Annotated in this window: 13 protein-coding genes and 2 pseudogenes; 4 read left to right on the top strand and 11 right to left on the bottom strand. The window is 42.2% G+C overall.

Translation table 11 applies throughout. The features are described 5' to 3' along the window. The 9 genes and pseudogenes from B1L02_RS17640 to B1L02_RS17600 all read right to left on the bottom strand — a co-directional run bounded on the left by B1L02_RS17640 (nt 1) and on the right by B1L02_RS17600 (nt 6,848). A complete protein-coding gene (locus B1L02_RS17640) occupies nt 1-777 on the bottom strand; it encodes a TatD family hydrolase (RefSeq protein ID WP_088532060.1) in 777 nt (258 codons plus the stop codon). Further along, nucleotides 777-1,277: a hypothetical protein gene (locus B1L02_RS17635; RefSeq protein WP_088532059.1), complete on the bottom strand. Its 501-nt coding sequence runs from the start codon at nt 1,275-1,277 to the stop codon at nt 777-779. Before B1L02_RS17635 ends, B1L02_RS17640 begins: the two co-directional genes overlap by 1 nt. Beyond that, nucleotides 1,274-2,017, bottom strand: coding sequence for a twin-arginine translocase subunit TatC (tatC, locus tag B1L02_RS17630; RefSeq protein WP_088532058.1), 744 nt, complete (start codon nt 2,015-2,017; stop codon nt 1,274-1,276). Before tatC ends, B1L02_RS17635 begins: the two co-directional genes overlap by 4 nt. Before the next feature lie 112 nt (nt 2,018-2,129). Continuing rightward, nucleotides 2,130-2,435 (bottom strand): Sec-independent protein translocase protein TatB, encoded by a 306-nt coding sequence (tatB, locus tag B1L02_RS17625; RefSeq protein WP_232003107.1) that lies wholly within the window; start codon nt 2,433-2,435, stop codon nt 2,130-2,132. Between the two features lie 12 nt (nt 2,436-2,447). Next, nucleotides 2,448-2,684 (bottom strand): Sec-independent protein translocase subunit TatA, encoded by a 237-nt coding sequence (tatA, locus tag B1L02_RS17620; protein ID WP_088532057.1) that lies wholly within the window; start codon nt 2,682-2,684, stop codon nt 2,448-2,450. 60 nt (nt 2,685-2,744) lie between these two features. Beyond that, nucleotides 2,745-4,348 (bottom strand): annotated as a pseudogene (gene ubiB / locus B1L02_RS17615) (ubiquinone biosynthesis regulatory protein kinase UbiB). Nucleotide 4,349: 1 nt separating this feature from the next. Next, nucleotides 4,350-4,964, bottom strand: a complete 615-nt coding sequence (locus B1L02_RS17610; RefSeq protein ID WP_088532056.1) for a ubiquinone biosynthesis accessory factor UbiJ — start codon at nt 4,962-4,964, stop codon at nt 4,350-4,352. Between the two features lie 8 nt (nt 4,965-4,972). Then, nucleotides 4,973-5,728 (bottom strand): bifunctional demethylmenaquinone methyltransferase/2-methoxy-6-polyprenyl-1,4-benzoquinol methylase UbiE, encoded by a 756-nt coding sequence (gene ubiE / locus B1L02_RS17605; protein ID WP_010376465.1) that lies wholly within the window; start codon nt 5,726-5,728, stop codon nt 4,973-4,975. 118 nt (nt 5,729-5,846) lie between these two features. Next, entirely contained in the window at nt 5,847-6,848 is a 1,002-nt protein-coding gene (locus B1L02_RS17600) for a GGDEF domain-containing protein (RefSeq protein ID WP_088532055.1), read from the bottom strand. Between the two features lie 385 nt (nt 6,849-7,233). Between B1L02_RS17600 and B1L02_RS17595 the strand changes: the two are divergent. After that, nucleotides 7,234-9,013: pseudogene (locus B1L02_RS17595) on the top strand (DUF885 domain-containing protein). Nucleotides 9,014-9,336: 323 nt separating this feature from the next. Here the strand turns inward: B1L02_RS17595 and mtnK are convergent. Continuing rightward, complete coding sequence (mtnK, locus tag B1L02_RS17590) at nt 9,337-10,539, bottom strand: S-methyl-5-thioribose kinase (RefSeq protein ID WP_088532054.1); 1,203 nt, start codon at nt 10,537-10,539, stop codon at nt 9,337-9,339. Nucleotides 10,540-10,659: 120 nt separating this feature from the next. On the opposite strand from mtnK, the gene mtnA reads away from it, so the two are divergent. From mtnA to B1L02_RS17575, 3 genes are all read left to right on the top strand, one after another. Beyond that, on the top strand, nt 10,660-11,682 hold the full coding sequence (gene mtnA / locus B1L02_RS17585; RefSeq protein ID WP_088532053.1) for an S-methyl-5-thioribose-1-phosphate isomerase: 1,023 nt from the start codon (nt 10,660-10,662) through the stop codon (nt 11,680-11,682). 93 nt (nt 11,683-11,775) lie between these two features. Then, on the top strand, nt 11,776-13,719 hold the full coding sequence (locus tag B1L02_RS17580; RefSeq protein ID WP_088532052.1) for an alpha/beta hydrolase family protein: 1,944 nt from the start codon (nt 11,776-11,778) through the stop codon (nt 13,717-13,719). A gap of 426 nt (nt 13,720-14,145) precedes the next feature. Next, nucleotides 14,146-16,995, top strand: a complete 2,850-nt coding sequence (locus B1L02_RS17575; protein ID WP_088532051.1) for a M16 family metallopeptidase — start codon at nt 14,146-14,148, stop codon at nt 16,993-16,995. A 122-nt stretch (nt 16,996-17,117) separates the two neighbouring features. On the opposite strand, the gene B1L02_RS17570 is transcribed toward B1L02_RS17575, so the two are convergent. Next, on the bottom strand, nt 17,118-19,259 hold the full coding sequence (locus B1L02_RS17570; protein ID WP_088532050.1) for a winged helix-turn-helix domain-containing protein: 2,142 nt from the start codon (nt 19,257-19,259) through the stop codon (nt 17,118-17,120). Nucleotides 19,260-19,263: the final 4 nt, after the last annotated feature.

Here is a 19,263-nt window from a genome sequence, read left to right as displayed (position 1 = left end):
TTACCTCACAAACAGCTGTTTAAAATTAGCCGAAGTCGTGCTCATCACTTCCGTGACAGGACATTGTTTTAGGTGTGCAATTTGTTCAGCCACATAAGATAAATACATTGGCTCATTGCGCCGAGATTTAGGCTTTGGGCTAATTGTTCTAGGTAGCAAGTAAGGTGCATCAGTTTCCAAAAGCAAACGATCGAGAGGTATGTATTGAATAAGTTCTTGCAGTGCTTGGCCTCTACGCTCATCGCAAACCCAACCCGTAATACCTATCATTAATCCATAGTCCAAGTAACGTCGTAGTGCGTTACGGTCACCAGTAAAACAGTGTAGTACTCCTTGAACTTTAACTTCTTGCAGTAGCGCAAATAGTGCGTCGTGCGCATCTCTTTCATGTAGATAAGCTGGGTAGTCAATCGCATCTGCTAACTGCAGTTGCGTCAGGCACACGCTTTGTTGTATCGGTCTTGGTGAAAAGTCGCGATTAAAGTCCAAGCCACATTCACCAACAGCAATAGTCCGATTGCTACTTTTTAAAAGAGTGAGGAGATCATCGTAGAGCGTGTCAGGCGCATCTTTTGCGTCGTGAGGGTGCACTCCTGCTGTACAATAAAGTTGGTATTGCTCAGCGAGTGAAATACTTTGTTCGCTGCTTTTCAAATCGCAGCCAATTGCTAGCATTGATTCTATGCCTGCTTCTTTGGCTCTAGCAATTACCTCTGCCAAATCGGATGAAAATTGCGAGCTGGTGAGGTTTACACCAGCATCGATCATCTTGTTCATCAGTTAACTCGTTTAACTCGCGTTGTGCGGTTTGAGCCCGCTTTTTTCATTAAAAACGAGCCAAAAGACGCGCGCTCAATAATTAATGTGTCCCCTTCGTTGGCAAAAAAGGTTTCTGATGAAACTTGTCGCCATACCTGACCATTATCCAAGGAGAAGACCATTTTATTGCGGCCTTGAGTGGTTGTTTTTATTAGTTTAGCTGTAATTTCTTCGATTTCTTCGCTTGCCGCTTTAACTTTGTGCTCTAAGCCAAAGCCATCTTCTTTCAATTCTGCTTTTTTTTCATTGCGCGTAGCGCTTATTTTATCTCTGTTTACGGGCGCTTTGTGTGAATGCGCTTCAGTAATTGGTTTATTTGCAATTACATTGTCATAGCACATGAGTCGTTTAAAATCATTTTCAATCAAAGTACAAGCTTGTAACGCTTGCGTATTTACTGGCTCTGCGGCGCATAGAGAGGAAAATCCTAGTGCGAACAGTATCATGGTTTTTTTCATTGTTCTGATTCCTGTTGTTGTGGTTTAGCGCTGTAAAATTTGGCTAGAAGTAGTCCCAACTCAAACAAGAGTAGCATAGGTAATGCTAATAGAGTTTGAGATAGAACATCTGGTGGTGTTAAAAACATTGCAATGACAAAAGCACCAACGACAACATAAGGTCGTTTCTCTTTTAAGCTTGCAGGAGTTGTCATGCCACTCCAACATATAAGCATAATAGCGACGGGAATTTCAAAGGCGATACCAAAAGCAAAAAACAGCTTGAGGATAAAGCCAAGGTAACTGCTAATATCCGGTGACAAGGTCATCATCTCTGGTCCGACACTGGTAAAAAAACCAAGTATGATAGGCATGACAACAAAGTAACAGAATGCGATCCCGCCATAAAATAGCAGCACACTAGAAAGTAATATGGGAATGAGCATACGCTTTTCGTGTTTATATAAACCGGGTGCGATAAAGCCCCACACCTGATGCAAAATAAATGGCACAGCGGCAAATAGTGACACAAAAAGCGTTAGTTTAAAGGGGGCAAAAAACGGCGCCGTAACATCCGTAGCGATCATGGTTGTGTTGCTAGGCAAGCTATTTACGAGCGGTGCTGCAACGAAAGCATAGATATCATTGGCGAAGTACACCAAGGCAACAAAGATAACGAAAACGCTCAATAACGCTCTCATTAAGCGGTTTCTTAACTCAACAAGGTGAGCAATAAATCCACTCTGGGCTGATTCTGTCATGTAACTTGACTCGTACGAATATAATTCCAGTTGGATAAAAGAAAAAGGAGAGGCTCGGGCGTCTAGTTATCCAAAGCTAGCCTTTGACTGAACTATCTCACTGGTAGATTGATTAGTCTTTGTTTTTATTATTTTCGGTTGATTTATAAGAATGTCTGACTGATTCAGCCGCATCTTGTAACTCTTGAACGGATTGCTTAAGTTCGGGGGCCAAATCTTGCATTCCCTGTTGTTCCGCTTTCTTCAAATTATTATGTAGCTCATGAACGCGTAATTCTTCACTCACTTCAGCCTTGACTGAATTGGCGACAGACTTTACCGTTTTTATCCATCTTGCTACGGTGCGGATTGCAACGGGAAGACGTTCTGGGCCAAGTACAATCAGGCCAACGATAAGAACGACCACTAACTCCCACATACCCATGTCGAATTACACCTTATCTTTTTCTTTCTCTGATACAGGTTGTGCTTGCTCAGTTGTTGTATTTTTTAACTTTTCTGGCTCAGAGTCGGTCGTGGACTGCTCATCCGATACCGCCTTTTTAAAGCCTTTAACTGCACCACCTAAATCACTACCAATACCGCGTAGTTTTTTAGTTCCAAATAACAAAACAATGATGGCTAAAATAATAAGTAATTGCCAAATACTGATCCCACCGAATCCCATAATAACTCCATTGATACTTACTGCTTATGAATAATGATTATACGCCTAGCGAGCAAAAAATCACCCTGTTTTACGCCATGCGCCAATAAATACTAGCACGGCAATAATCGCAAGTAGGCTACTTGCGACAGGCTTGTCAAAAATAAAGCTCAATCCCGATATTATTGCAAAACTGCTCGCTGCTAAGCCCAATAATAGAGGCTTAGTCGCAGTATCTGCTTTTTGTGTGACAGTTGGAGGGGGCGGCGCTTGAGATTTTGGTAAATCAAATCTGGCAGTTCAGGCATTTTTTCAGCCCAAAACGGTAAGTTTGCATATAGCTTTTTTGCCACTGCGAGAGGACCAACTTGTTCTTGCACCCAATGCTCCAAAAAAGGTTTGGCTGTTTTCCACAGATCTAGTTGCGGATAAAGCTGACGTCCTAACCCTTCTACATACAGCAGAGTTTTTTGCAATAATACCAATTGTGGTTGCACTTCCATGTTGAAGCGTCTTGCGGTGTTAAACAAATTCACCAGCACATGACCAAACGAAATCTCAGCAAGCGGTTTGTTAAAAATGGGTTCGCACACGGTACGAATAGCAAACTCAAACTCTTCTACGCAGGTATCCGCCGGAACCCAACCAGAATCCACATGAAGCTGTGCCACTTGGCGGTAATCACGATTAAAAAAGGCGATAAAGTTTTCGGCTAAATAGCGTTTATCTTCACGGTTTAAGGTACCGACTATGCCGCAATCTATCCCAATATACTTAGGGTTATGAGGATTTTCACGAGAGACAAAAATATTGCCAGGATGCATATCCGCATGGAAAAAACTGTCACGGAATACCTGCGTGAAAAAAACTTCCACGCCGCGCTCGGCTAGTAATTTCATATTGGTGCCTTGCGCCAACAACGCTTCGGTGTCTGATACTGGAATACCGTAAATACGTTCCATCACCAGTACGTTTTTACGTGAATAATCACTATATACTTCAGGGATGTACAGAGAATCAGAGTCTTCAAAGTTGCGTCTGAGTTGAATGGCGTTAGCGCCTTCTCGCATCAAGTCCAGCTCGTCCAGCAATGTCTTCTTGTATTCCCTAACGACTTCCACTGGGCGCAGACGCTTTCCTTCGCTAAGTAAGTTGACAACGATTTTAGCGAAACGCTCCATTAAAGAGAGATCGGCATGGATTTGTTTTTCTATATCGGGACGAATAACTTTGATCACGACATCTTTTAACTCATTTTTTTGTTGTAGCTTGGCGGCATGCACTTGCGCTATCGAGGCTGAAGCCAGCGGCTTTGATTCAAACTCAGCAAAGTATTCATGAATATCGTCGATTTCTAGCGCTCGCTCAATGAGTTTTTGCGCCATCGCGGGGTCAAATGGTTGAACTTGATCCTGCAAAAATGCAAGTTCTTCAGCAATATCTGGTGGCAGCAAATCTCGTCGGGTCGACAGCATTTGACCGAACTTGATCCACACCGGTCCCAACGTTTGTAGCGCCAGACGCAGACGTGTGCCTACCGGCTTATCTTTATGTTTGTTGCGCAGCCAAAACAAACTAGCTCGAGCGAGTTTACCGTACCAAGGTTGCTTATGCGCTGGGACTATTTCGTCTAAACCATAGGTTAAAAATGTTTTGGTGATCTGATGCAAGCGAAGTAAAGACAACCTAATTTCCTTTGTTTTGCTGAAGTAATGCACTGAGGCGTTGATTTAAGCTTTCGACTTGATTGTTTAGTGTTCTCACTTGCTGCTTAAACTGTTGAAACTCGAGCGGGTGGGGAGCTACCTTCAACTCATCTTGAAATAACCCTGTTAGTGTTGCCTTGGCTACCTGCCCATCTTGCTTTGCGCGATGTGCTAACTTATGAAAGGTATCTACGATAATTTGTGCGGGGGCATCACCGACATATTTGGCAAGGTGCTCCGCCCAATCAATATCAAGTGTCGCCAATGCATTACTATAGAGCTGTGCGAGCGACAAATCGCCTTCAAGATCGAGCTTATCTTGGCGGATAAGCGCAGTGAGTTGGCTCGGGTCTTTGAGTTCAAGCAAGGTAGGTAAATCGGCACTAATTGAACAATCGGCTTCGCCATCAAAAGGGCATAACACGTGAATGTTAATGCCTGTGTAAGTAACAGCTAAACAAGTATTCTGATCTCGAATATCAACACTGAGCACTTTGTGTTGGCCTTTACTTAGCACACGCTTTAGCTCAGGCGAGAGTTCGAGGCCTTTGTTTAAAGCCGTCTCGAGTACGGCGCCAAGTAATGAAGCTAACACAGCAACTCCTAGAATTTAAAGCCGCGATGAAGGGCGACGATGCCTCCGGTCATATTTTGATAGTCAGTTTGTTCAAAACCGGCTTCATCCATCATGGATTTTAGCGTTTCTTGATCTGGGTGCATGCGAATAGATTCGGCAAGGTAGCGATAAGACTCACTGTCGTTCGCAACTAATTTGCCCATTGCAGGAAGTAGTGTAAATGAATACATGTCATACAGCTTTGCCAGTGCCTCGTTATCGGTCTTTGAAAATTCAAGTACCAATAAACGTCCACCTGGTTTTAGCACCCTGTACATTGAGCGCAATGCTTTATCTTTATCGGTTACGTTACGTAAACCAAAGGCAATCGTGATGACATCAAAAGTATTATCGTCAAATGGCAGCATTTCTGCGTTCATTTGAACGTATTCGATATTGCCTACAAGTCCTGAGTCACGTAGTTTCTCGCGCCCAACTTTTAGCATAGAGTCGTTAATATCACCTAAAACAACTTGTCCTTTATCACCAACTAACTCACTAAACCTTGCGGTTAAGTCACCCGTACCACCAGCAAGATCAAGTACTTTGTGACCAGCGCGTACACCTGAGCAGGCAATAGTTTGACGCTTCCACAAACGATGGATACCGAATGACATCAGATCATTCATGATGTCGTATTTTGCCGCTACAGAATGAAATACGTCTGCAACCATAGAGGCTTTTTTGTCGGTCTCGACTGTTTTGTATCCAAAGTGGGTAGTATTGTCTTGTGACTCTTTCATGTGGGTTCCATCATTACTCTGCAACTATGCTTGCTAGTGTACTTGATTGGTAGCTGTGGGTGCAATTTCTTATCCGTGTTGTATTGTTGAAAATGCAAACAAAAGAGGATATTGCGGATCAGTGACTAATATAGCAGTGTTGGCCGAGAGATTGCGCTTTCTGTGCAGCATATCCTGCGCGTTTTGCCAACACATTAAAGTCTTGCTCTGGCGCAAGTTGGGCTATTCCAAGTGCCAGAGACACATTGGGTAATGGAATTTTCCCTTTCGCACTGACAAACTTTAATCGTTCAACACCTTTACGTACTTTTTCCGCAATGACATTCGCGGTATCTAAGTCTACATCAGCAAGGATAACCGTGAATTCTTTTTTCCCTGTACGACCTGGTAAGCCGCTTTCAACGACATAACGTTTGATATTATTAGCGATACGATTAAGTACAACTTCACCCACAACATCACCAAACCGCGCCGAAAACTCGTTAAGATTATCAATTTGGATAGAAAGCGCACAGACGGACTTTTGCTGTGATTGCCATAGCGAAACTTTTTGATGAAGATAGTGACGCTTATAAAGACCCGTTTGTGGGTCTAATAAATGCTGTTTACGCAAGTCGATTAGTAACTTTTGATTACGTTCATAATCTAAACGTGATTTTATTAACGCTTGTTTAAATTGTTTATGCTGTTTTAGCAATAGCTCAGTTTGTTTGGTGAGTGTTGATAGTGCGCGCTTACTCTTTTGAATGTTGTGTTCATCTAAATTATGTACACATTGACTGACTTGTTGGGCAAAGCGAATTACCTGCTTTTTTGAGTTTTCTGCATTTTCGTGTAATTCAGTGACTAAGGAGTCGACACCCTCAAGCAATTCGGATTGCGTTTTTTGACCTTGATCTAGAAACTGATAGTAGAGCTGTTCAATGAATACGCTGTCTATTTTAGTATGCGCTTTGATGGCTTTATTGATGGCACCGTCGAGATCTTTGTTCATGGCGCTAATATGGGTATAAGCGACCTGATAATTTAAAGGCGTAGGCGGCAAATGATGTTGCTCTAAAAACAGGCACACCTGTGTCATTTTTTCTTGGGCAACAGCCATGGGATCATGGAATATCATTTCATTTACCACAACAATTAATTATCAAACGTTAATGAACTACCACCAACTCCTTCGGTGTAACTCTTGTCCTAATTGCACTAGACCTACATTAATCTGTATCGTCCGAATTTAAAAGTAAAAAATTTGTCTTTGAAATAGAAAATTTACATTTTTTTGTTGAATTGCTGATTTTCTCATCAATTTTTACTAGGTTGAGTAAATAGTATTCGATCTGAGATATTCGTGATTCTGTCGAATTAAGTTGCATCTGCTACCTGACTCTCCTACTTTGACTAGCAGAAAGTTCATTTCACCATAACAAAAGCTCAGAACGACGGATAATCATTATCTTTTGACTATTTTACTGCGAGCTGAGTAACAACAAAGTATTGAGGAAGTCAGCGTGTTATCACCAAAATTAAAGCTGTGGACTAAGCGTTCAAGCGTCGCCGTTTATTTAACTGTCGCCTTATCTGGTTGTGCTATTACTGGAAGTGACAATAATACTGAGTTTACTCAAATAGCTGGCAGCGTTATGAAATTTAGAAGTGATAACAATGCCTATGGCCGCAATGATACAAAAGCAGAGTTTCTACTGCCAAATCTCAGCGCAGAAAAGTTGGCGACCTCAAATCAGCAGCGCCTACAGTTTTTAGCGCAGCTCGATAATATCGACACTTCAGCGTTAAGTGAGGAAAATCAAATTAATCTCACGATATTGCGTGCGCAAGTGCAGAATAACGTCGATGAATATCGCTTTCATAGCCACTATATGCCGCTAACTTCAGAATATGGTTTTCATTCAGGTCTGTCTTTTATGATCTCGAGTCATGACTTTAAAAAACGTGCTGGTTACGAGCTATATTTAGCACGTTTGCAGCAGGTTCCCCGTTATTTTAAACAAAATATCGACTGGATGAAGGAAGGTATGGCGGTTGGTCTGACTCAGCCGAAAGCTGTGCTTGAGGGTTATGAAAGCTCTATCGAAGCTTATATCGTTGATGATGTGACAAAATCCGAGTTTTATGGCCCATTTACACAAAACCAAGCGAGTTTGCCTGATGCCGAATTTAAAGCGCTGCAACAGCGTGCCAAAGAGATTATTCAAGGTGATGTGATCGCTGCATATCAAGATTACCTTAATTTCTTTGTCAATGAGTATCGTCCAGCGGCTAGAACTGAAATTGGCATTTCTTCGACACCAAATGGTGAGGCGTTTTACGCGAATCGTGCGAAATACTACACCACCACAAATATGACGCCTAAGGAGATCCACGAGCTCGGTCTCAAGGAGGTGGCTCGGATCCGTGCGGAGATGGAAAAAATTATTAAAAAAGTAGGCTTTAAGGATCTTTTGCTGACTTTGTGCAGTTCTTAAGAACCGATCCACAGTTTTATGCTAAAACCCCTGAAGCGTTACTTAAAGAAGCTGCATATATAGCAAAGAAGATGGATGCCCAGCTACCTAAGCTATTCCATACATTACCAAGAAAGCCATACGGTGTCGCCCCAGTGCCTGCGAGCATTGCGCCTAAATACACGACAGGGCGTTATTCGGGGCACGCAGTGATACTGATGCAGGTTATTATTGGGTAAATACCTACGCGCTGGATAAGCGCCCGTTATATGTATTGGAAGCATTGACTCTACATGAGGCCGTGCCTGGTCACCATTTGCAGATCTCCTTGAATGCCGAGCTTGATTACCTACCGGAATATCGTCGCAACGAATACATTTCAGCTTTTGGTGAAGGGTGGGGGTTATATTCTGAATTCTTGGGTATCGAAGCGGGTTTCTATCAAGACCCTTACAGTGATTTTGGTCGCTTAACCTATGAGATGTGGCGAGCCGCTCGTTTGGTTGTAGACACAGGCATGCATATGTTTGGTTGGAGCCGCGAGAAAGCGATGAACTTTATGAAAGACAACACTGCATTGTCTTTACATAACGTTAAAACGGAGACTGATCGTTATATCTCTTGGCCGGCACAAGCACTGTCATACAAAATCGGTGAGCTAACCATTAAGCGCTTGCGTCGCAAAGCAGAGAAGGCACTTGGCGATCAGTTTGATATACGTGAATTCCACCATCAAATCTTGCGTCATGGTTCCGTACCTTTGTTCGTACTTGAAGACCAAATCGATAAATATATTGAAGCCACAATGAATCAAGCACGTAAGTAGTTAACCTGAGATTCGGATAATTAATAACGTTCTAGCAACCAGTTTTAGCGCTAACCGCGTTGAATTTACGCACCAATAGCCAGCTATTGATGCGTAAATTCGCCTTGCCTACAGGATGTAGGTACCTTAGCGTTAGCAGGATGTGGAAGCAGTGTTATCCCCAAAACGCTCTGGCTAGATAAGGGAATGATTAAATGTTATTAAAAACAATTAGTTAACTAATTTTTTGTCCAAGCCTCAGGTTAGTTACGCTCACTAAAAAGCCCAAAGTAGTGACCTTGGGCTTTTATCTTTTTGTTAGCCTAAGCTTAGTTTAGTTTAGGCTAGTTTACAAAACTAATAATAAGCTGGTACACATCATCGGTCGTTTGGCATTTATTGGCATTGATGATGAGCTGTTCACCTAAGTGTAGTGCTCGCTGTTGTACCGCTAAACGCGCGTCTTCATCTTCAATCGCATCTATGTCTGCAACATGCGCGAGGCCAATGGTGCGGCGGATCAATTCACAACCACAATAACCAACCGCGTCTTGCAATACTTTAGTGAGGAAGTATTCCGCGTAGCCATCTGCTTGCAACGACAGGTCGCGTGTTTGTGTTTTCGCCAGTTCAAGCCAAGTGACATAGAAGTTAGATAGGGTGGTGGCGATACTATCGAGTAAATACACCTGCATATTTCGACGTTTTGGCAGAGCGCTGATGCGAGCATGTTGGGCGCAGTAGTTAAGCAATAAATTGCCGATAAATGAGCCTAAATCAAAGCCAATTGGGCCAAAAAAGCCAAACTCAGGATCGATTAGCTTAGTGTGCTCGGCGTCGACGAAAATACTACCTGTATGGACATCGCCGTGAAGTAAGGTTTCTGGCGAATTGAGAAATTGGGCTTTGAGCTTCGCCACTTCAAATAATAACGTCTTATTTTTTCTTAGCATTTCCACAGACGGTTGCAGCGCAGCTGGAAAGTTGTTTCTTTCCGCATCACGGTATGGGTCGTCAAAGAATAGATCTTCTGTGATTGAACAAAGTTCCGGATTAGTAAACTCGGTGACTAGAGATTTTTTTTCACTCGGTGTTAAGTAAAAACTTGAGTGGTAAAAGCTGGTTTTTGCTAGGTAATTTGCGATGTCTTTGCTGAGCTTTTCAAAGGTGTTTGCTTGGTTTAGTTCACCGCGCAAAATGTGTAGATGACCAAGATCTTCCAACACGGTTAGTGCTAACTCCGCATTATGATGCAGCACTTTTGCTGTGGTATCTGGGCAGATTTCACCATGGCGCTGTAACACACTAGCTTCAATTCTGGCTCTGTCTAACGTAAGCGGCCAGCTCTCACCCACACATCGGGCGTACGGCAAAGCTTGTTTGACGATGATGCTATTTTTTTGCGTATCTTGCACGCGGAAAACCAAATTAAGATTGCCATCACCAAACTCATAACAAGATAAAGTTGCATCTTTATCAAAGAAGCTTCCTAAATTAGTAATGTAATCAATGACTTTTTCTGCATCAAATTCAATGTAGCTCGACATGTTTCTGCACCTTGTGGATATTTGCTATTAGCATTCTATATTTTTAAATGTTTAGATGTCTATACTTCTTTAGGGCTTGGTGTAAAATATCATTAGTACACTTTGAAAGAGCGGGATGTCATGAAAACCTTAATTGCACGTAGTCTTAAATTTGAATCGGGCGTGGTACAGGTATTGGATCAATACTTACTGCCACATCAACAGGTGTGGCATGAATGCCGCGACGTTGCGACGATGAGCGAGCTAATTCTGACACTTAAGGTTCGCGGCGCTCCGCTTATCGGTTTAGCGGCAAGTTTGTTAATTGGTTATCTTGCCGAACAGGGAGAAGGTAAAGACACCATTGCCCGCTCGATAGATGAACTTGAAGCAACGCGCCCTACAGCGGTGAATTTAATGCACTGCATGGCAAGATTGCGTGAAGCGTTACAAGCGAATGATTGGCAACAACAAGTGATCACAACCGCTGAACAGTTATTTGAAGAAGACACTGCGTTATGCGACCGTATGGCAAACATAGGTGCGGAGCTTGTGAATGCGGGAGACAATATTCTTACCCACTGTAATACTGGCGCGCTGGCAACGGCAGGTGTAGGCACCGCACTTGGCGTAATTCATCATGCTGCAAAACAACATGGTGACATTCATGTTTGGGTTGATGAGACTAGACCGCTGTTGCAAGGTGGTAGGCTTACCGCGTTTGAACTAGATGCATGGCAAATCCCTTACACGCTAATTTGTGACAATATGGCTGCGAGTTTAATGGCGGCGGGTAAAGTTGATAAAATCTTTGTGGGGGCAGATAGGATTGCGGCAAACGGTGATTTTGCTAATAAAGTCGGCACTTATAATCTAGCGGTGTTAGCTCATTTCCATAATATTCCTTTTTATGTGGTCGCCCCAATCACAACTTTAGATAGCAGCTGTCCAAACGGCGCAGCCATTCCAATTGAACAACGCGCCAAAAGCGAAGTAACAGGTGTCAGTGGTAGTTTTGGTGATTGCCAATGGGCACCCAACAATGCTGAGGTATACAACCCAGCATTCGATGTTACACCAGCGAGTTTGATCACCGGATGGGTGTTGGATACGGGGTTGTTTACGGGTGATGAGGTTGCCCAAGGTGTATTTTCACAAAGTTAAAAATTTGTAATTACTTTAACTTCTAGTACATTCAAAATCTTGTTAAAATGTACCCATTTTGTGCTTCGATATAAATGGAGAAAGTAAAACAGGATGAAGAAGTTTATTGCTTTGATGTTGTTGCCCTTAGCTGCTAAGGCATTCGCTAAACAGGAAATACCGCTAGAGTCGTTTAGTAAAGGTAGTGAGTTTTCCGATGTAAAGATATCACCTAACGGAGAATATCTTAGCTTTATCACAAAAAGGGAAGGTAAAAACACATTAGGTTTTTTACAACTTGATAAATTCAAACTCATTCATGCCGTGCGATTCAATGACAATGCTCAAATTGGCCGCTATGAATGGGTGAATGATGACCGTGTAGTATTAGAAAAGGAATATATAAGAGGCTGGAAAGATCACCCTGAGTTTCATGGTGAGTTATTCGGCGTAAATGTAGATGGAAGCCGTGGTAAGTATTTAGTGGGTTACCAAGGTGAGGGACAAACGGGGTCTCGTTTGCGCAAAGCTACCCCGCTGTATGGCACATCTTACATTCTTGACCCTTTGGTCAATGACGAAGACAAGATGTTGATTGTGACCTATCCTTGGACAGGCTCGAAAGAGCCTACCACACGAGTTTACGAGGTCAACGTTCATACTGGTGTCAGGCGCAAAGTGACAAATTCTCCAAGAAAAATGGGGCGCTTTTTGACCGATCACCAAGGAGAGGTTCGCGCCGTTGTGTCTGAGGATGATGATGGCAATTCATTAGTTTTCATCCGTGAAGAAGCAGACTCAAAATGGGCAGAGCTCACATTAGAAAACAACTTAGATGATTTCTGGATGCATGGATTCGATAAAACTGGAACGTCAGTTTATCTTTCAGCATCAACGGCTGGTGAGCCCATGGCTTTCTATAAATTAGGCTTAGCAAGCAAAAAACTCACTCATGTTTTTCAAGATAAAGTGGTTGATCCAACAAAAGTATGGATAGATCCGATTGATAAATCCCCTTTCGCTATTGAACTAGACCCCGGATATCCTACCTATGCATTTATTGATGAAAGTGCTGATTGGAGTCAACGTCTAAAGTCTCTGATAGCCTCGATCCCTGGAAATCAAATACGTATTGTAAGTAGTACGAGAGATGGTGGACAAGTGATTGTATTCGCAAGCAGCGATACCAATCCTGGGGATTATTACCTTTATGATAGTAAAGCCAACAAGATGAAATATCTTGCCTCTGCAAGAGGCTGGATTAAACCAAATCAAATGTCTACAGTCGAGCCGGTTAAATTCACAAGCCGTGATGGACTCACTATTCATGGATATCTAACAACACCAATAAACGCAGAAAAGAAAAACCTTCCACTGATTGTTATGCCTCATGGTGGACCTCATGGGCTAAGAGATTATTGGCAGTTTGACCCTGAAGTACAAATGCTTGCGAGCAGAGGAATGGCTGTGTTACAAGTTAACTTTAGAGGATCCGGTGGTTATGGAGATGTATTTGAAGTACTTGGCTATAGAAAGTGGGGCAAAGAAATTCAATATGACATCATTGATGGAACCCGTGACTTAATCTCTAAAGGTATCGCTGATAAAAATCGGATTTGTATTATGGGAGCGAGCTTCGGTGGTTATTCGGCATTGCAAAGCGCAATATTAGAACCCGACTTATTCCAATGCGCAGTTGGTGTTGTTGGTGTATACGATTTACCACTGATGTTTGAAGAAGGTGATATTGCTCAGCGTAGTTCAGGGGTCGTATATTTAGAACGTGTACTTGGCACCGATGAAAAGCAGTTAAAAGTATTTTCTCCAAGCTATAATGTCGATAAGCTTAAGGTTCCAGTCCTTATCGTACATGGTGGTGAGGACCAAAGAGCGCCAATTGAACAAGCGGAATCTTTAATTGATGCACTGAAAAAGGCTGATAAGCCTTATCAGTATTACTTACTTGAAGATGAAGGGCATGGTTTCTATAAACCGGAACATCGTCTTAAATACTTTAAGCAAGTGCTCGCATTCCTAGAAAAACCTCTGCAGTTATAGTTTTTAAATACAACAATAGCCAGTAATTGATGCTGGCTATTTTACCTCACAACAAACACCTTCAATACTTCCTGACTTGAGCTGAGCAAGTCGACTACCGAGCCCTGCAGCCGTTAAGTTTTTATCTAAAGCTCAGGTAATTGACTCGTATCGTCTAGGTCAATCATATAAAACGCCACACCAACATTGTTATCGCTACCTAGCATTCACTACTTGTTGTTTCAATGACGAAAAAATAATTTCATTAGATTTGTAACTCGCTGATTTAAAAGCTAATAAAAATAAATAAATTCATGATAACTCAATAAGCGACTTAAATTTTTTTGGCTCGTAATCTTGTCGTCAACAACGAGGAGCGCTGAACGTTTTGAGCTGCGTTCCATACGAGATAAACGCCAAATTATAAAATAAACGTAAGGATTTTTTATGCTTTTAAATAAAGTTGCAATCGCAGTTATGATGGCCGCAACACTGAACGGCTGTAGTCAATTTCAATCTTCCGATGCGTCAAAGTATGCCGGTGCTGCGCTAGTGGAACAAAAAAACATTGAGAACGGTGATATTGGGATCGCTTATCAAAAGTTCGAACTCGATAACGGTTTGACGGTTATTCTTCATGAAGATCATTCAGACCCATTAGTTCATGTAGATGTAACTTATCATGTTGGCTCTGCTCGTGAAGAAATAGGTAAATCAGGATTTGCACATTTATTTGAACATATGATGTTCCAAGGCTCAAAGCATGTAGCTGACGAAGAGCACTTTAAAATAGTGACGGAAGCGGGTGGTAAGTTAAATGCAACGACCAGTACAGACAGAACAAACTACTTCCAAACAGTGCCGGTGAATCAATTAGAGAAGATGCTTTGGTTAGAAGCGGACCGTATGGGATTCTTTGCTCAAGGCATTACTCAAGAAAAGTTTGAGATACAACGCGCCGCGGTAAAAAATGAGCGCATGATGCGATATGACAATGTCCCTTATGGACAGGCTTTTGAAAAGCTGCATCAGGCTTTATATGAATATGGTCACCCCTATTCATGGATGCCGATTGGCTATATGTCTGATTTAAATCGTGCGAATTCAAATGATTTAAAAGCCTTTTTTAAACGTTGGTATGGACCAAATAATGCGACGTTGACAATTGGTGGTGCTGTAACTCCAGATGAAGTTTTGCCACTAGTACAGAAGTACTTTGGCTCTATTCCAAAAGGGGAAGCTGTTTCGGATGCGGCAAAGCAACCTGGTACATTAGCTGAGTCTCGTTATGTCTCGTATGAAGATAATGTATCGCTGCCGATGCTTAGAAAAGTATATCCAACGGTTTATATGGGACATAAAGACGAAGCTGCATTAGATGCGATTGGTTATTTTGCTGGGCAAGGTGAAAGTTCAGTGCTGTATCGTGAATTGGTTGATACGCAAAAAGCTGTCGCTGCATTTGCATGGCATCAATGCTTTGAATTATCTTGTCAAATGGCCTTTGGCGCACTTCCTCATCCGGTAGGGGGGGAGACGTTGGCTCGCTTGGATAAGCGTATTGACGAGCTAGTTGCAGACTATATTCAAAATAAACTGACTCAAGAAGATGTTGATCTTTTTATTACTAAAAGAGAAGCAGAGATTGTGAGAGCGCTGCAGAGCGTGGAGGGTAAAGTTTCTATGCTGGCTAAATTTGAGACTTTCCATGACAATCCAGACTTCCTGACGCAACAACTTGCAAGTATTAAGGCACTGAAAGTTAAAGATATAAAACGTATTTTTGAGCAGTATATCGATAATAAAGCGAATGTTGTATTGAGTATTGTACCAAAAGGAAAACCAGAACTTATCGTGCAGCAAGACAACTATACGCCGAAGTTCTATGAGCCTAAAGCATTTGAAGAAGTACCGGGCGAGGTACAACTTCCCTCGATTACTGATAGTTTTGACCGCAGTATTAAACCGCAGGCTGGTGTCGCAAAGCCAATTACATTGCCAGATTTATGGCAAGCTAAAACTGAAAATGGCATAGACGTATTAGGCGCATTTGATACCGAAACGCCAACCACAACATTACTACTACAGATCCCCGCTGGTCGTTTATATGACCCTGAGAACAAAGCTGGGGTTGCACTGTTAACGGTGGAGATGTTGGGGCAAGCGACAACAGAACATACGCCGTCAGAGCTGGCACAGCAATTGGCAAAATTAGGTGCTGAAATCACATTCGAAGCGAAGTCTGAATATATTGAGATTAAGCTATCCACATTAAGTAAGAACTTAACCGCGACACTAGATATCTTGTCAGAAAAGTTGTTACAACCAAAGTTTTCGGAGTCAGACTTCGCGCGAGTTAAAAGCATGGTTTCAGAATATAGTAAATCTGAACGCGATAGCGCAAAATTTTTGGCAGATAGCGCATTATCTCAGGTGATGTACCAAGAAGGAAACTACAGTAAACCTTGGTTACCGTCTCAAGCAGAGCTCGCGGCTATTGAACTTGCAGACGTTAAATCTTTCTACGCACAACAAATTCGTCCACAAGGTAGTAAATTATCAATCGTATCTGATGTAGCAGAGCCGAAATTGATGTCTACATTAACTGTTGCGTTATCACAGTGGCAAGGAAAAGGAGAGCTGGCCATGGCAGCACCTAAGTTTGCTGCCCTCGACGGTAATATCGTGTACTTGGTGCATAAAGAGAATGCACCTCAGGTCCAGATCCGTGTTGCACGTCATGCTGTTGCAGAAGATTTAACGGCGGAGCACTTTAAAAGTCAAATAATGAACTTTGCCTTCTCCGGTAGCTTTAACAGTCGCGTGAATCAGAACTTGCGTGAAAACAAAGGATATACATATGGTATCGGAGGACACTTCTCTGGGTATGGTGACGCAGGTCAGTTTGTTATCTCTTCTGGCATCAATGCAGCGAACGTTGCTGATGCGCTGAAAGAAATCCAACAAGAGCTTAGCAAGATTAACGAACACGGTTTAACTGATGAAGAAATTCAATTCACAAGAAATTCAATCGCACAAAGAGATGCACTGAAATACGAAACGCCAGCGGCAAAATTAAACTTCTTTGCGATGATGCATGCTCATAATGTTGATGCTGGTATTGTTGATGTCCGAGCTAAAACAATTGAAACAGTTGGAAAAAAGGAGCTTAATCAGCTGGCAAGCAAGTACTTTACTCCAGCCGAGATGACCTATGTTGTTGTTGGTGATACGAACACGCTAAGCAAGCAACTTGAGGGCAAAGGCTTCACTGTAAAACAGCTGACTATTCAGTAGAGCAGCGTAATATAATTGATCCCAACCATGGCGAGCTTATTGAGCTCGCCATTTTATTGCGTTGAATTGTGATTAAGTAATTCAACTACTTAAGTAAAAAGGAGTATGTGCGCTTTGTTTATTTAACGCCGATATAGCTTTATCTCATTGTGATATCTCGTGAGGTAAGAAATCAGTAATTTGTCACCATGAGCATCAAGGTAGTAAATGCTAGATTCGGCGTTTACACTGGCATTGATATCTAAGATGGTAGTTATTTGTCGGTTCGCATCGAGCTGATATACATATTGCCGATTATAGAGGTAGACCGCACCATTCGCTGCTGTAATCATCGGTCTTATTTTTACGTCATTGATGCGTTTTGCAAGTTCGGCTCCAGTTATCAAAGGAGTCACCTGAGTGGTTTCTATATTCAGTAGCGAAATATCCCTGTTACTTGATAAGGTTACTAGGTGATGGTCGTCGTACCAATCAATGCTCACGATATCGTCAACCGTTATGGTCTTGCTATTTTTGTTATTCAGAAAAACGAGTTCAATGATTTTGTCATCTGTTACCTCGTGGGCCCGCAGTTGAGCAACCTTATTTCCGCCAAGCCGAGTACCACCATTCTGTTCGTTATCGGGCAGAGTTAATAACACATCAAGAGACTTCCAATCTCTCACTTCAGCTTGTTTGTTGGCGACATGTTTGACGAGTATTTGCTGATTGCTTGGATCGGAGTCAATGATGTAATAGCCCAAACTTAATGCAGCTATGGGTGAATATCGATGGCTTGAGTCGATATGCATGACCCCGTAAGATTCTACAGTTTTGAAAATAGAATCATTGTAGGCGAATTCATTATCTCCAAGGTAAGCCATGATCACTTCGTAAATATTTGGTTTGGCAAAGAGAGTTGATTTACCCGTATTAAGATCGATGACATAGCTGTCATGGTCGTAGCCGTAGGTCGTCATGAGCAATTGGTTTTCTGACATTGGCAAAATGTACGAGGTGGGTTCGACCGCAACTTTTACGGCGGGCAGTTCCATTAAACTTTGCATGGAATAGCGTTTGATCTCATTGGTGTTGTGATCAAACCACAGCACACTTTTTTGCTTGGCATTCCAGTTCGCAGCCCATAGCAAATGCGGGAACTCTGCCAATTTTAGGGTCTTTTGGCCTGTTGAAGTGGTCACCAGTAGCTCAACTTTATCACCGATATTACGAGTAAAAATCAGCTGGTGTGACTCAGGGATAATTGCTAATAGCTGATCACCAAAACCATGATTACTTGGTGTTGTGACTCTAGTTTCTTGTTGTTTTTTCAGATCATAACTATAAATAGCGCCTAGGTTTGGTATGTCTAAATAGCCTCGACGGCTATATATCAGGCGGTCTTTTCCAAAATCAAACAGTGCGTTAATTAGGCCGCCAGCACAGCTAAATAGTAACTGGTCATGAGCGCCTATTTTTGGAGATAACTGGTGGCGGCGATATTCGCAGATAGGGTTTTCCCCTTCAACTTCAGAGCGGTATAAGTAATAAATCCACGCACTGTCAGCTGACCAACCTAAAATGCTGCTGCCACTTGGTAGGCTAAGTGCTCTTTCATGTTGGGTGGTCAGATCCATGAGCCTTACCTCTCCTAAAGCCTCAACTTCATTAGTATCAGCTTTAAAATTATATGCTAGGTAACGTTGATCCGGTGAGTTATATAGTTTGCCATGATGACCTCGATACCAAGACAGTATTTGGTTTTGGAAAACTTCAGCTGATGGCTGCGTTTGAGTTGTGATTTCCACCTGAAAAGTTTGTCTTGTTGCGAAATATAGCACGGTGGCCAAAGCGACGAGCGCAATTATGGTGCCACAGAGTATTCGCACTCGGTAAGTCTTGCTCGCTTCGCTGTTTGCTGTGGTGTCAAACGTTTTACTAGATAGCTCAATCGGTTCAGGCTCAGGTATCGTAAAGCTGTAGCCTTTGCGATAGTGAGTTTTTATCGTTGGTTGAGGCTGCAGATCACAAGCCAACTGTTTCCTTAACTCGAAAATGACTCGGTTAATTGTATTGTCGTCAACAAAGTTAAGTTGCCAAACATGTTCAGCAAGTTCCTTTCGCGTTATGATCCGCTCTTGGTTATCAATAAAGTACATTAGTGTTTTAAACAGTAGAGGCTCAAGTTCTTTGCGCTCGTGTTTGTTGTTGATGGTTTGTGTTGCGGTATTAAGTTGCCAACATCCTATATCAATATACTTTGAGTGTGTTGCTTCAAGAACCATGAAA

This window comes from Pseudoalteromonas piscicida, assembly GCF_002208135.1.
GTDB classification, from domain to species: domain Bacteria; phylum Pseudomonadota; class Gammaproteobacteria; order Enterobacterales; family Alteromonadaceae; genus Pseudoalteromonas; species Pseudoalteromonas piscicida_A.
The sequence above is the reverse complement of the archived record's forward strand: the minus strand, read 5'-3'. Positions and strand labels throughout refer to the sequence as shown.